We start from the raw sequence: 15,467 nt of genomic DNA, 5'->3' as shown, positions 1-15,467 counted from the left end.
CATAACACAAAGTGCATTTTTTAGAGCACTAGATGCGCTAAAGTTACAAATTCAGAAACCGAGAGCGTTTCAGCACGGCGCATTCCATCAATTCCAGCTTTTTCTAATAGCACTTCACCTCCAAGTGTTTTGAGATTTTGACGAAGCATTTTTCGTCTTTGCCCAAAGGCGGTTTTTGTGACAAGGCTTAGTTTTTGTGCAGAGCAGGCAAGAGGTTGTGTTCGTGGAATAATATGAACAACGGAAGACGTTACTTTAGGTATTGGTATGAAGGCTTGAGGGGGTACATCGAAAGCAATTTTAGCAGTAGTACGCCAGCCAGTTAAGACACTAAGACGTCCATAATGAGTAGATTGAGGTTTAGCTGTAATCCGTTTGGCAACTTCACGTTGAAACATCAATGTCATTGATTCATAAAAAGGAGGCCATGGTTCAGTCAAAAGCCAATTTAATAAGAGTTTTGTCCCAATATTATAGGGAAGATTTGCAATAATACGAGGTTTTTCTGGGCTTGTTTCAAAGAGTTTTGAGAAGTCTTGCTTTAGTGCATCATTACAAATAACTTTTAATTTTTTAGGGTAGTGTTTTTCTATTTCTAAGAGAGCCGGTATGCAGCGCTCATCGCGTTCTATTGCTGTTACAATGGCACCCTTTGCTAGCAAGGCACGTGTGAGACCTCCAGGACCAGGACCAATTTCAAGAACAGGTTTTCCTTCTATATTGCCTGCTTGATGAGCAATTTTAGATGTTAAATTAAGATCAAAAAGAAAATTCTGCCCCAAAGATTTATGCGCTTGCAATCCATATATATCAATGACCTCACGCAGAGGAGGGAGATTATCTATTGGCATGGTATTAAACTATTTTTTGCAAGTTGATTTGCAAGTTTAAGAGCAGCAATAAAGCTTTCGGGAGAGGCTATCCCTTTATCAGCAATGTCAAAAGCAGTTCCGTGATCTGGAGACGTGCGAATAAAAGGTAGACCTAACGTGACATTAACAGTGCTGTCAAAGTCTAATGTCTTAACAGGGATAAGGGCTTGATCATGATACATACAAATGGCAACGTCATATGCCTTTCTTGCACATTCATGGAACATTGTGTCGGCAGGTAGCGGGCCTGCAATATTGAGTCCTTTCTTTTTAAGATATTCAATAGCAGGAGTGATAACTTCAATATCTTCTTTGCCCATTGCACCTCCTTCTCCAGCATGAGGATTAAGACCAGCAACAGCTAGTCGGGGTGACGTTATTTTAAACCGTGTTTTTAAGTCACATTCAGTAATAAGTACCGTTTGAATAATTAAATCACGGGTAAGCTGTGAAGGAACATTTTTAAATGGAATATGAACAGTTATTGGTACTGTTTTTAATCGAGGTCCTGCTAACATCATAACTGGATGATAGTATTTATGAAAAGCTTTATGGGCTAAATCAGCTAAAAATTCTGTATGACCTGGAAATTGAAAACCGGCATCATAAAGATTCTTTTTTGCAATAGGACAAGTGATAAGTGCACATGCATGGCCATTTTGAATCAATTGAACACAGCGTTTAATTGCTTCAATAATTCCAGCGGCATTATTCGATGAAGGTATACCTAATTGATCACTTTGTTTGTTTTTTAACGGGATGATAGGAAGAGCGTTTTGAAAATTTTTTGCAGGATTATTGATTAAAACAGATTGCACCTCAACATCAATCTGTAAAAAACGAGCGCGCGAACGAATAACATCTGGATCAGCAAGAAGTACAAAAGGTGGAATTTGGCGCGTAACACGCAAATTCCACGCTTTTAATACTATTTCAGGACCAATACCGGCAGGATCACCACCACTAACAATAAGAGCAGCCATTATGAATTTTGAATGCGTGCCACTCGCCGCAGTTCTCCTAAATATTTGTCGCTTAATTCTTCAAGTTTTTGCGGGCTTCTTTTTTTACTATCTTGAAGAGAAAATATCAGTCGAGCGACATAATCATCAGAAACTCTTTTTATTTTGCAGACAGCAATTGCTTCAATTCCATCAGATGTCTCTTGTAATTTTGTCATTTTTCCAGCAGGCGTTTCAAGAATAGCTTGTTCCCATGCATTAGGAAGTTGTGGCTCCAGAAACTTTCCTAAGTGGCGGATAGTAACGTCTAAAATACCTCTTGCTTGATTGTGAGCATTGGCACATCCACGGAAATGTGCGCGAAAATTACTTGCTTCTCTTTGACGTCTTTCAAAGATCTCTGAACGACGATGTGCAGGAATGACAAAAACAATTCGCTGTAATGTATATTCGTTGGTTGAAGGTTTTACACCACCATTTTTTAATATTCTGCGTACAGCTTCTTGTTCGCTAATCATACCTGTTTCAGCTTGATAGCGTGCGCTAACAAGACGCCCCCATCCTATTTGTCCACGGATGTAATCTTTAAAGTGTTGCACTGTGATCTCAGTTTGGATCAGAATCTGGTTGAGCTGATCAATCGTCATATTATTTTGTGTCGCAAAATTCTCAAAAGCTCTATCAACTTCATCATTGCTTACTTCAATATTAAGACGTTTTATTTCAATATTTTTTAGCTTTTCGTCAATAAGCTCTTTTTTAGCCTGTGCCACCAAATTGCCTTGCTTTTGTTGTAATCTGAGAAAAGCAAGGCGTCTTTGTATATCATAATTTGTGATGGGGTTGCCATTAACTGTAACAACAATAGAAGTCTGCGCAAAGACTGTCGGAATCAAAAATCCATTTATTAACAGGCTACTTACGCTCAAAGACGCAATATAAAATAAAGCAAGAAAACGCTTTTTCAATTTATTCATGTAAATAGGCTTTCGCATTGTTTATTAATTCTCATCAACAACTTAAAATACACGCTTTCTTTCATAAAAACAATGATAAGTTAAATGACTGATACATTCCCTTTATAAATTAATCTATCTTTTTTCCGATATCTGCAATCGTACGCAATGAAAGAGAGAAATTAAAGTTTTGCAAGGGTGCTTTCCTGCCTGGATTCGTTACCTGTTGATAACCGAATGTTAACCCGAAACATTCATCCATATAACTCAAGCTAATTCCTCGCTTTATAAATGTACCAGATACTAAATCATAACCGGCGTTGCTATTAATGGACCAATAATCTGCCAATTTAAGTCCTGTTTGAAAAGAAATTTCTTGGCGCTCTTGAGAATATTCATAATCTGGTTGCTTTGCGATATAGGCATATTGTAGAGCTGCCCAAAAATTTTGCCATTTTTGTGATGCTTCGATTTCACTACGGCGGATTTTTCCTGTTTTTTTGTCAAAGCGTCCACGCGTTTCTAAGGAAAAACCACTTTTATGGGTTGTACCAAACATTGCAACATAGTCTGAACGTTTTGCCTCTAAGCTAGAATGAGTACCGACATTGATAAAGTCCTTTTCTGCAAAAGAATTCTTTCCTGCTAGATGAAAGGATTGTCCAATGAGACCATAAAGAGACCAATTATCATTAAGGCTTCCAGAATATCTTATACCTATATTGGCTCTTGTACCACCTTCTACACGATCATAACCAGAAAATTTGTCTCGTTGAAAGAGAGTGGTTGCATCAAAGACAAAGCTTTGAGCATCTTCATTAGGAATTTGTCCAATATATTGTTCATTATTGCGTATAAAAATTTGTGCAGTTGGTTCTATAATATGTGTAGAATGATCAGCTGTAATGAGGAAGGGATAGCGTAGTTCCAACCCTGCTGTTGCCATGCCACGAATTGCTGAACCATGAATTGCGGATAAGGCATTGTTTTCTATAGAATCTGTGTGATTTTCTCTTGCATTGGTTGTAATGATATCAGCTCGTAGAGAGAGAAGAGGGGTTAAGATGAGTCCGTTGTGCGTGTTGAAGCGCTTTTTCCACTGAAGCTCGTTTGTTAAACGCAAACTATTTCCAGCCATACCAGAAAGTTTTACTGTGTTGAGAGGGTTTCCGTTCTGGTCGGGTGAACTGAAGTCAGCATGGCGACGATAAACTGATTGCATATTACTATGGAAGGTAAGCTCTCCATTATAAATGGGTTCATCTGGTGTGAAAAAATAATCGATGCGTGGTAAGACCCACGCTTGCCGAGAGTGACGTTCATAATGAGGATCATTCAATATTGAATCTTGAACTTTAAAATGATAAAAACGCATATCAAAATAATTTTTTCCTGCAAGACCATTCAGATAGATCTGAGAAAGTTGTGTAGGATTGTTATAGTTTTCAAGTTTATAGGCACGACTAAAATGCCGATCTGATTGTGCAAGAATATCCCATCCATAAGTCCAGTGTGAATTAATACGAAAATCCCCCTTTGTCGCCAGCATATAACGGTTTTTATGTTGGGCATCAATCGTATCATTATCAAATCTATGCGGTTTCATTTGATATATATGAGCAAAGCGAATGTTATAACGTCCCGTTTTTAAACGCTGACGCCATTCCCCTTCGGTTAAAAGCCCTTGTTGGGTATAAACCGTAGAAGAAAGGGTAAAATCATAATGGGGGGCGAGATTCCAGAAATAAGAATTCTTTATCCCCATACCGAGATAATCAGTATAAAAAAAATGAGGAGTAAGCAGACCGCTAGCACGCCTAACAGTTGGATCATAGATCTCAAAATTTGGAAATTTTATAATCGGTACACCAAAAACTTCAAAACTGCTATTTTCAAACCGAATTTTTTTGATGCTATTATTCCATATGATCTTTCTTGCTTTAATTTTCCATAGGACGTCTCGATCTGGTTTATAAGAGCAAGGTTCACAGGCTGTATAGGTTGCATTTTCAAAGACTGTTATGTGGTTGTGTTTGCGTGTAGCATTTTGGGCTGAAAAGTGAACATTGTTGGCTGTATCAATACGTAAGGCGTTTACAAAACCCTCGCCAAGATCTTTGGTCATATCAATTTGGTTGGAATAAATTTTATTACCATCCTTTTGAGTAATTTCAACGTTCCCTTGTGCTATAAGCCGTCCTGTTTTTTGATTGTAAATAATTTTTTGAGCGACAACTTTATTGCCATCATATTCGATTTGAACATTACCGTGTGCAGAAACAGTGTTTTCATCACGATTGTAGATGAGTTCATCCGCAGAGAGCAAAAGAGGAGGTTCCGGATTTTGAATGCGACTTTGAGAAGGAGATAGAAGGCTTTGAGCGTGCGCACAATAAGACAAAGCACTTCCTAAAATAACCCCTATAACACTTTTAAAAGCGAGAGCACTTAATTTTGTTAAAATAGTTTTTTTAAGTGTTAATGCTTTCACTTAGCCATCCTCTTTATGAAGTAAAAAAGAGATTCCTAAGAATAACGCAATAACAACGGGTGTCCAAGCTGCAATAATTGGTGGAATATATCCAGCATTACCAAAAGCTTGAACAAGTACGGAAATAACATAAAGCATAAACCCAGCTATTACGCCACCAAGAATCAACATTCTAGATTGCCCAAAACGTGTAAAATTTAAAGATACAGTTGCTGCAATGAGGGTCATTGCCACAAGCAATGCCGGTAATGCAATCAAAGATTGAAAATACATATCAAAATTATTAGCAGAATAGCCAAATGAACGTGCAATCATAATTTTTTTTGGCAATTGGTAAAATGGAATAGTTGCGGGATTCACTAAACGTTCCGTTAAAAATTCAGGTTTTAGATTGGTTTTTATTTGCAACACGGTAAATTTTTCAGGAGGATGCCCTATTTTATAGATTGTTCCATTTGTTAATAGCCAAAATCCATTAGTCAAGGTTGCTTTTGGGGCGTTAATCCAATTTTTGACGGTTGCGTTGTCATTGTATTGTACAAAGGTTGCATCGAGAAGAGAAAGTCCTTGATCGGTGATAGATTTGGCGCCAATGGTTGTTCTGCCTAAATTTGTACGTTGTGTTAACCAGTGGATACTTGTATTGTGAAGAGGTGTTAGTACATTGTGATTGCGCCATTCAGTCATCTTTTTTTCTGCTTGAGAAAATCCCCATGCAGCAAGTGGATTAATGAGAAGAATTGAAAATAATCCCAAAAGAAAAGCTCCAAAACAAGCTGGCATAAGAAATTGCCATGCAGAAACACCGATTGAACGAGTCACTACAAGTTCAAGTTTTTTGTTGAGCGAGATAAGCGTTGCCATTGCAGAAAAGAGTGCAATGAAAGGGATAAGTTGTTGCATGATAAAAGGGATGCGTAAAGCAGAGAGGAAAAATGCATCTTTTGCTGTATAATGCGGAAGGGAAGATAGCCTACCGGAATTCTCTGTGAAATCGATTAAAAGAGCAAGAACAAAAATGCTTCCCCAGAAATAACAAGTTATTTTAAGATACCGTATAAAAAAATATCGTCCAAGTGTCCACCCAATCATGATATTTTATCCGAGGAATCTTGAGATTTTCGCTGTTCAAATTTGTTCATTATTTTTTGAAAAGCGATTTGAAGTATCTCATTAACTTTTGTGGGAAGCCCAATTTTATGATTCGTTAAAAGCATAAAAAAGACAAATGCACTTGTTCCTATGGGTATAATATAAAGGAGAGGAACGTATGCAAGATCGCTTTTTGATTTTTCTGCGAAAAAATATCCTATCCAATACACCAGAAAAGAAAGGGCAATTGCCGAGAGATTTGCGGAATGACGAGCTTGTCGATGGGAGCGTACATCTCCTGCCGCTGCTAATGCAATAAGTGAAAAAACAATAGGGTAGAGCCATTGTGTTAATCTGCGGTGAAATTCAGCTTTATATTGGAGTGGTTTTCGTTGATAGTAGGGATCTTTTGGGTCAGGGTTTTGTAAATAAGAAAGAGACTGATCTTTTGGATAAAGAGTAGGTGTTTTATCACTGGGGATAAACTCTCCTAGGCTAAAAGTATATGAGCTAAATTGCACGATTGAAACACTGTTATTTTGATGATTGACTCTTTCTATTTCACCGTTATTGAGAACCAGAAAACTGCCGTTTTTATTGCTCACAATGGATGCGTCTGTTGCATAATAAAAAAGATCAGTCTTAGGATCACGCTGGTCGGCAATGAAAAGGCGTTCAAGTGTTCCGTTTGGATTTCGTTCGCCAATTTCTATGTAAAGGTTATTGGCGAGTTTTTGAAAGCTCCCTTCACTAATGAATAGATTAATAAGATCAAAATGAGCGCTTGCTAGCATTTGTCGCATATGAAGACGCGCTTGAGGAACAACAAAATTAGCTATAGAAAAGGAGATACAGGATGCAACAATAGCAAGAAGAAGGATAGGTTTCCAAACAGTACTTTTAGGAAAACCAGAGGCATTGATGACAGCAAATTCTGAGTCTTGATGCATTGCTGAGAGGATGGTTGTAACTGCGATCACTAATGCAAATGGAATGACAAGAAAAATAACAGAAGGAACCAATGAAAGTGAAAATTGTAAGACTGTGAGGAGTGTTTGTTTACTTGTTGTGAGAAAGTTTATCCGTGCAAGAATTTGTATAGTCCAACTAACGCCCACTGCTGCAATCATGACAGAACTAAACAAAACAAGGACACGTTTCAGGATGTAGAACTCAATAATACGCATAAATTGGGGAAAATCCTCAGTCTTTAATTCGATAGCAAATATTTTTACTGCTTTCGGTTAAAATGTAATAAAGTTTGAAAAAATATCCTTTCATGAATTGGATATTTTTACCAAATAAATAATATAAAATTGCCTATGAGGTCCTCTTTAAATTTTCCGTACATTATATTTTATTTTCAACTATAGTCTACAAAGAATCTAGAAAATAACTTAAAAAACTTTTTTATTAACGTTGAAAATAAAAATTATTGTCTTTTAAAGACACGTGCAAAAAGATGATGCATCTCCATCAAAAAAGAGGGTTTATATCTTGAACCGTTTCCTTTGTATTAGAGATATAGAAGTTTTTTTAAAAAGATGTTAGCTTTTTTATAAAGAATGATGAAGGCTTAAGAGATTGGATATTTTATTCTATCATTTGACGCAGTCAACGCTGAAGGATATTTTGCCGACGCTTGTGGAGCGTGCATTGGCTCGTTTTGGTAAAGTAACAATACAATGTGTGAGTAAAGAACAACGCGATTCTATAGATATACATTTATGGGTTTATGCTGATGAATCATTTATTGGACATGGAACGGAGTGTGATCAATATTCAAACTTTCAGCCTGTATTTCTGACGACAGGACAAGAAAATCCGAATGATTCAAAGGTTCGTTTTCTCATAGAGGGAGCTGTTTGTTCGGATATTGATGCTTATCAACGGCTTGTCGTGATATTTGATGGTAGAAGTGAAGAGCAGTTGAATCTCGTTCGTGCACAGTGGAAAAAATATAAAATGGAAAATCATAATTTAACGTATTGGCAACAGACTGAAGATCGTCGCTGGGAAAAACAGGTTTAATGCGTCTCGTATCTATTGCTCTGATTTTTATAGGATTGCTGGGAATAGTAAATCCAGCACTTTTTATTACGGAAGGTTCAGGGGGAGGGCGTTGGGTTTTTATTGTGATTTTTCTTTTAGGCATGCTAAAGATATGGCCTATAATTAAAAAAACGAAACGCCATGATGATGATTATTGATCGAATTTTGCTTATTTTATGGGCTGTGATGTTGTCCTTCTTTTGCGTGTCGTGGTTGGGGACAACGCATATCTTATCAAAAATGTTTGCTGTTGCTTATATGAGTAATATTGCAGATTTTTTATTTTTCTTTTTGAGTGCATTGTTTGCGGGAATATTGTGGTGGAAAATACCTCAACCCCTGTCTTTAAAAACAAAACTGGCAGCATTTTTGCCGCCAGTCCTTATTTTATTCTTCGTTATTATATTTTAGTTGGATATTTCATCATCTGTAAATCCGACGAAGCAAATCAGTGAAATAAAAGAAGCAAGAAGCAAATAATAACCGATATAAGATGTATCGAAATGTTGCACCAGATATTCTGCAATATAAGGCGCGAGAGAAGCTCCTATGATAGCAGATAAATTGAAAGTGATAGAAGAACCGGTATATCGGATTGCTGTTGGGTATGGTGAAGCCAAAACAGCACCAAGAGGACTGTATATCATTCCCATGAGAGACAAACCAATAACAGACATTGCAAGGACTCCTATAACTCCAGAATTTAAGAAATAAGGAATTGCGAAAGAATAAATACCGGTGATGATTGTAATCCAAATCATCAAAGTTCTACGTCTAATACGGTCAGCGAGTTTTCCAGTGATGACAGTAAAAATCCCACAAAAAATAGCACCGACAATTTCGATTTGAAGAGCTTGATGAAATGGCAATTGCAGATGGTTTGTTGAATAGCTTAACAAATATGTAGTAACCAAGTAAAACAAAACAAAAGTTGCCATACCAGAAAATACTCCAAGAAATAGGATTCGTGGACATTTTAAAAAGACATCTATGATAGGAACTTTGACATGTTCTTTACTTTCAAGAGTTTTTTTGAATTGAACAGTTTCATTAATTGAAAGACGGACCCATAATCCTATAATCATAAAAACAACTGAAGCAATAAAAGGAATACGCCATCCCCAAGCTAAAAGTTCCGCACGATCAAGGAAATGCAACAGAGCTAAATAAACAGCAATAGATAAAAACAAACCTATTGAAACGCCTAATTGGGGGAACATCGCATACCAGCCGCGCTTTTCTGGAGGGGCATTTTCTGTTGCGAGTAAAACAGCGCCTCCCCATTCTCCTCCTAATCCCATTCCCTGTCCAATACGGCACAAGGTTAAGAGGAAAGGGGCAAACCACCCTGCTATTTCATAAGTAGGAAGAAAACCAATAATGACTGTTGAAAGACCCATTGTGAGAAGAGAAGCAATAAGTGTTGCTTTTCTTCCAATTTTATCCCCAAAATGTCCAAAAACAACTGATCCAAAAGGGCGGGCAAAAAAGGCTGCTCCAAATATGAGGAAAGATTGTAAAATGGCAGTCTGATCATTTTGTGTTGGAAAAAACACATGAGGAAATATAAGAGCTGCGGCAGTGCCAAAGACATAGAAATCGAAGAATTCAATTGTTGGTCCAATAAGGCTTGCAAATAAAATTCGACGAGGGGAGTTTCTGTTGCTTGTAGCTTTCATTTCTGAGTTTATAGACATGAATAGAATGTCCCTTTCAGTATATGACAAATCAAATAACGAGTTAACTGACTATAAGTATAGAAATTTCAAATCAGTGTCGAGTCAATATTATGACACTTCGTTATATATTAGAACAATGATTATGGACTGATGAGTATGAATAAGTGCTCTAGATATTATCCAAAATGAATAAAATAAAGACGCTGCTTTAAATGCTGTAGAAGATGGCAATAGGTGGCTATAAACGCAGCTCTCATTCACATTGCTGTTTCCTTTAAAGTTTAATGCCATTTTTATCTATTAAGGGATCAATCTTATTCGTAGATCAGTATTTAGTGTCTCAAAATATTAAAAATATTTTTTATGGATGCAATTGCAACACTTTTAAAGTGTATCTAAAATAAATTAAATCTTTTAGTTGTGTATGCATTTTAAAGCACAAGGTGTATATTTCGTCTATCAGAGCTTAATCCATCGTATGCTTTGCTATCTTAAAAGACATGAGGTTGAGCAATTACGTTGTGTTGTTTTTGTCTATGCACTTTTTTCTAAATGGGGGAATTTAAATTTGAAATTATGGAGTGTGAATAATGCACCGCAAAATGAAATTAAGTTTTTATGCATTAATGACCAGTGGTTTTTTTGTCAAGATTGCGAGTGCAGATGGAGTAGCTACACCAAGAGAAAAGTTATTAACACCAGTAAGTATCAGTGAACATCTAGAAGAGACAAGAAAGTTGTTATCGGAAGTAAGGGGATTAAAAGAAAAAAAGGGGGGATCAAAAAGGATAGAGAATAAACAGAGAGCAGAAGGAAGTAATCCTTCAGAAGAGGGGAGGAAGAGATTAGAAAACCTATTCTTTGAAGTACTCACAAATTCAATAATTTATGATGATATTGCCGTTTATATTACTGACCGTGATTCTGAGGACTCTGGTAAAAAAGTAAATAGCTTTAATTATGAAGACGCTGGATATTCTATCAATAATACGGTTCAGGAGGGTGGAAAACTTTACATTGATGCAGCAAGTGTTAGCAGGGATACGACAATTGAGCATGGTGGGATTGAGTTTGTCCAAAACTTGAGCATTTCAGAATATGCCGCTGTTAAAAAAGGGGGTAAACAAATTGTTGAGAGTGGTGCAAATGCAGAAGGTACTAAAATTTATGGTGGCGAGCAGATTATTTTTGGTAAGGGAAGTCTTGGATCTGGTTTGTTGCGTAAAGATAAGGCAAGTAGTGCTTATAACACCGAAATTTATGCTGAAGATGGAATACTAGGACTACAAAGTGTCTATAGTGGGGGGATGGCTGTTGACACAAAGATTATGAGAGGCGGTGTCCAGAATCTTTATGGTGAAGAGAATTTTCATAACGGCTTCTCAGAAGATGCTGATACAGCCGATACAGAAGATGAAGATTTTACAATTAATGAGGGGGCTTTTGCACTGAGTAGCGAACTTTTTAAAAATGGTATGCAGAATATCTTTGCAGGAGGGAATGCGAGTGAAGTTACTTTATACGATAGAGCTATTCAGAATATATATGATTCTGGATATGCGGATAATCTAACTATTAATCATCAAGCAAGGTCATGGGGTTTTGCTGGTGCGATATTAGGTGAAAATACAAATGTTCATGATTTTGGTAGTCTTTATCTTTATGCTGGGAATGGTGAAGCTGTTACGGAAGTAGAAAATCTTAATTTAAATGGAGAAGATAGCAAACTATACATTATTGCGTCTGAAGATAACGGCAAAAAACCTGAGATTAATGTTAAGAATTTAAAAGGAAGTGGCAGAGTTATTTTTACGTCTTTAGGGACGAATAAGCTCTATTCTCAACTTAATATTGATGATCTTTCAGGTTCTTTACATTTCGATTTTAATGTCAATTTTGCCAAGCAGCTTAGTGATTATCTTGTGATTAAAAAAAGGGGCTCTGGTTCTCACACAATAAGTGTGGCTGATTCTGGGCGTGAAATTACAAATTCTTCTTACAAAAAGCTTAAATTAATTACTGATCGCAGCGGAAATGCCCATTTTACTCTGACAAACACTTTTGGTGAAAAAATCGGAACTATTGATGCCGGAACCTATCGGTACAGTTTGAAACATAGAAACAATAAGGGTACTGGTAAAGTTTGGTACTTAGATGCAAACCACACCATTGATGAGACAACTTCTCAAGTTTTTGATAGTGTATTGAAACCATATACTGGTTCATCAAGTGATTTACTTACAGAACTCACAATTGATCAAGGAACAACTGTTTCTATTGCAGATCCTAGCTTTGACACGAGTAGCAAGGAAGTTGATAGCAATGGAGAAACTTCAATTAGTAATACAGTTAAAGATGGTGGAAAGCTTTCCGTTTATAGCGGTGGTTTTAGCTTGTATACGACAATTCAAAGAGGTGGCACTGAGCTTATTAAAACACAGGGTCTTTCACAGGATACTATTGTTCATAAAGGTGGGCAACAAAAGGTTGAAGATGGGGGAAAAGCTGAAGGGGCTAAAATTTACGGTGGTGAGCAGTTTGTTTCAGGAAAGTCTGATATCAAAGGTGAGATGGTAAGAAGCAGTGCCTATGACACTATCGTTTCTGGTAAAAATGGAGTGCTAGGATACCAGAATGTGTACGATGATGGAGAGGTTTTTAACACAAAGATCATGGAAGGAGGGATACAAAATCTTTATGTAGAAGAGGATCTAAACGATTATAGCAGTTTTGCATTTGATACGAAGGTCTTTTCTGGTGGAGAGCAACACATTTTAGCGGGGGGAATCGCGATTGGCGTTCTTTTACAAGGGAATGCTTTCCAAGCAATAGATTTAGGAGGCTATGTAAAGGATTTAATAATTAAAGATCAAGCACAATCGTGGTTACATTTTGGTGCAACATTAGAAGGAAGCACTATGATTCATGATTCTGGACGGATTTATCTTTATGCTGGTGCTGAGCGATCTCGTACTGAAGTAGAAAAAATTGTCTTAAATGGCAGAGATACAAAATTGTACGCGATTGCCTCTAATATAGATGGTGAAAGTTCTTTGATTGAGAATCTGAGTGGGAATGGTCGTGTTATTTTTACTTCTACCGTGTTTAATCCACATTACTCTAAACTTGAGATCAATGATCTTTCAGGGAGTTTACATTTTAGGTTGCATACTAATTTTGCAGAACAGCGCGGTGATTATCTTCTGATAAAACAAGGATCAGGTAATCACACCATAAGTGTTATCGATTCTGGTGTTGAAATGACCAATTCTCCTCTACAAGATCAGAATTTAGTTTTGGAGCTTGATTTAATTCATGTTCAAAGCGGAAATGCGCATTTTACTCTGACAGATTTTTCTGGTGAAGAGACGAGTACGATTGATGGTGGAGCCTACATATATGGCTTAAAGACAAAAGATGATAATGGGGGAAAGACTTGGTCTTTGGCTACATCACAAATAACTTCTGCTCCTGTAATTCCTTCACCTCATGTGGAGTCGCCTATAGATAAGCTTCCTGAAAAAGAAGAAAATATGACATCGTCAAAAGATTTTAGTATCTCTGATGTAATTCATTACAGCATTGGGGAAGGAGGAGGAATTCTACAAAGCTCTTTGCTCGGTGATGATAACGTAGTTTATGTCTCTGATGATGGAGAGCAAGGTGTTCTTAAGAAGTCTATTAATAATACAATTCAGGGATCAGGAAGACTTTATGTTGAAGCTGGTGGTTTCAGTAAAAATACAACCATTGAAAATGGTGGTACTGAGATTGTAGGGGAACAGGGGGTCTCAGAATCTACGATTATTTACGAGGGTGGAAAACAAAAAGTGGAGGGGGGAGGCTCTGCATTGAGAGTTGAAGTTTATGGTGGGGAGCAGCTTGTTTTCGGAAATGGTTATGTAAATGGTGGAATTGTGGGGAGCAGTGCTTATAACACGACACTTTATGGTCAAGGTGATACGCCGGGACAGCAGAATGTATATGATGATGGGATGGCTGTGGGAACAAAAGTGATGAGTGGAGGAGTACAAACTCTTGCTAAGTGGTTTCCTAATGATGATAACTTTGCAGAAAAAGCCGGCGGTTTAGCTGTAAATGCTGAAATCTTTTCAGAGGGTGTGCAGCGTGTTTTAGCAGGAGGTGAAGCAAATACAGTCATTTTACGCACTGGTGGTGTTCAAGAAGTCTATGCAGGTGGAATTGTAAAGAATCTAACGATTGAAGGTAATGCTAATTCATGGATTTCTCCTGGTGCAATATTAGGAGGAGAAATAAAAGTTCAGGATTTTGGTGGGCTCCATCTTGATGCTGGAGACGATGGTCAACAAACTATAGTAGAAAACATTGAATTAAATGGAGAAGACGCTCAATTATACTCCGTTGCTCGTGGGTTTGACGACAAAAGTACACGCATTCAGCAGTTAAGCGGTGTAGGAAAAGTCATTTTTACCTCTTTTGAAGATGATTTATATTACTCTCAGCTTTACATTGATAATCTAGCAGGGAGTCTACATTTTAACTTTAATGTTAGCCTTGCAGAAGAAAAAGGTGATTACCTCTTTATTGAGAATGGGAGTGGTTTTCATACAATAAGTGTCGTAGATTCTGGTATTGAAATTGTTGATCCTTCTTCAGCAGGACTTGATTTAATTTTTGATCAAAGTGGTGGCGCACATTTTACCCTGAGAAGCTTTTCTGGTGCAAATGTTAAAACTATTGATGGCGGAACCTATACGTATGGTTTAAAACAGAGAATTGATGAGGATGGGGGTGAAAAAGTTTGGTATTTATCTGCAGTATTTATTGATAATGTTTCATTTCTCAACAGTTTACCACGTAGTAGAAGCAGATCTGTGCGGCATTTAAATCAAAATCAATCAGTTTCTTCTCTTTCAACGATTGCAGCACCACAAGCACATGTTATTAAATTGCCACGTCGAAGAAAAAACCGCCAAAACTTGAGTCAAAGATCTCCAGTTTTTGTTTCTTCAACTGTTTCCTCTCTTGGAAGTCACGTTATTGAAGTCTCAGGTCCAGCGAGTTCTCATCCTCTTTCTGCTGAAGAGCAACAAACTGCTGTTTCAGAATCTTCTCACTCTTTAGCCGATCAGATGATTGTGCGTCCAGTTCATAAAGAACAACCTTCTCCACAATTGAGTGAGACGCTTTCAGTTTCTCACTTTTTGACTACGCCCTCTACAGATGCAGTATTGTCTATGTCTGTAGCTCCAGCGATGGTGTTTCACAACGAAATGCAAACAGTGCGTGCGGGAAGAGGGATTCTAGATAAAAGTAAAAAGAATGCAGCTTTATGGACCTATGCGATTAAATCTAAAGAGAGTATTGCGACAGAGCATATA

11 protein-coding genes are annotated in these 15,467 nt (G+C 37.3%); 4 read left to right on the top strand and 7 right to left on the bottom strand.

Features of this window, described 5'->3' with window-relative positions:
• Positions 1–20 precede the first annotated feature (20 nt).
• From rsmA to lptF, 6 genes are all read right to left on the bottom strand, one after another.
• Complete coding sequence (gene rsmA / locus ACFILH_RS08255) at positions 21–851, bottom strand: 16S rRNA (adenine(1518)-N(6)/adenine(1519)-N(6))-dimethyltransferase RsmA (RefSeq protein WP_375630755.1); 831 nt, start codon at positions 849–851, stop codon at positions 21–23.
• Positions 842–1,855 carry a 4-hydroxythreonine-4-phosphate dehydrogenase PdxA gene (gene pdxA / locus ACFILH_RS08250; protein ID WP_375630753.1) on the bottom strand — a complete coding sequence of 338 codons (1,014 nt, stop codon included), beginning with the start codon at positions 1,853–1,855 and terminating at the stop codon, positions 842–844. The genes rsmA and pdxA overlap by 10 nt, the downstream gene beginning before the upstream one ends.
• Positions 1,855–2,811, bottom strand: a complete 957-nt coding sequence (locus ACFILH_RS08245; protein WP_375612927.1) for a SurA N-terminal domain-containing protein — start codon at positions 2,809–2,811, stop codon at positions 1,855–1,857. Before ACFILH_RS08245 ends, pdxA begins: the two co-directional genes overlap by 1 nt.
• A 109-nt stretch (positions 2,812–2,920) precedes the next feature.
• Positions 2,921–5,281 (bottom strand): LPS-assembly protein LptD, encoded by a 2,361-nt coding sequence (locus ACFILH_RS08240; RefSeq protein ID WP_375630751.1) that lies wholly within the window; start codon positions 5,279–5,281, stop codon positions 2,921–2,923.
• Positions 5,282–6,373, bottom strand: coding sequence for an LPS export ABC transporter permease LptG (lptG, locus tag ACFILH_RS08235; RefSeq protein ID WP_375612925.1), 1,092 nt, complete (start codon positions 6,371–6,373; stop codon positions 5,282–5,284).
• Entirely contained in the window at positions 6,370–7,560 is a 1,191-nt protein-coding gene (gene lptF / locus ACFILH_RS08230; protein ID WP_375630747.1) for an LPS export ABC transporter permease LptF, read from the bottom strand. Before lptF ends, lptG begins: the two co-directional genes overlap by 4 nt.
• Before the next feature lie 397 nt (positions 7,561–7,957).
• Between lptF and ACFILH_RS08225 the strand changes: the two genes are divergently transcribed.
• The 3 genes from ACFILH_RS08225 to ACFILH_RS08215 are packed head-to-tail and all read left to right on the top strand — an operon-like array spanning position 7,958 to position 8,836.
• A complete protein-coding gene (locus tag ACFILH_RS08225; protein ID WP_273791065.1) occupies positions 7,958–8,404 on the top strand; it encodes a DNA polymerase III subunit chi in 447 nt (148 codons plus the stop codon).
• Positions 8,404–8,583 carry a hypothetical protein gene (locus ACFILH_RS08220; protein ID WP_375630745.1) on the top strand — a complete coding sequence of 60 codons (180 nt, stop codon included), beginning with the start codon at positions 8,404–8,406 and terminating at the stop codon, positions 8,581–8,583. The genes ACFILH_RS08225 and ACFILH_RS08220 overlap by 1 nt, the downstream gene beginning before the upstream one ends.
• Positions 8,573–8,836, top strand: a complete 264-nt coding sequence (locus ACFILH_RS08215) for a hypothetical protein (protein WP_273791119.1) — start codon at positions 8,573–8,575, stop codon at positions 8,834–8,836. Before ACFILH_RS08220 ends, ACFILH_RS08215 begins: the two co-directional genes overlap by 11 nt.
• Here ACFILH_RS08215 and ACFILH_RS08210 read toward each other — a convergent pair.
• Positions 8,833–10,122, bottom strand: a complete 1,290-nt coding sequence (locus ACFILH_RS08210; protein WP_273791063.1) for an MFS transporter — start codon at positions 10,120–10,122, stop codon at positions 8,833–8,835. The two genes, ACFILH_RS08215 and ACFILH_RS08210, sit on opposite strands and share 4 nt — an antisense overlap.
• A gap of 572 nt (positions 10,123–10,694) precedes the next feature.
• Here ACFILH_RS08210 and ACFILH_RS08205 point away from each other — a divergent pair.
• Positions 10,695–15,467 (top strand): pertactin-like passenger domain-containing protein (locus ACFILH_RS08205; protein WP_375667641.1); only part of this gene is annotated, 4,773 nt, incomplete at its 3' end.

It is taken from the genome of Bartonella sp. CL435QHHD, from assembly GCF_042195095.1.
Classification (GTDB): domain Bacteria; phylum Pseudomonadota; class Alphaproteobacteria; order Rhizobiales; family Rhizobiaceae; genus Bartonella.
This window is presented reverse-complemented; position numbering and strand designations above follow the sequence as displayed.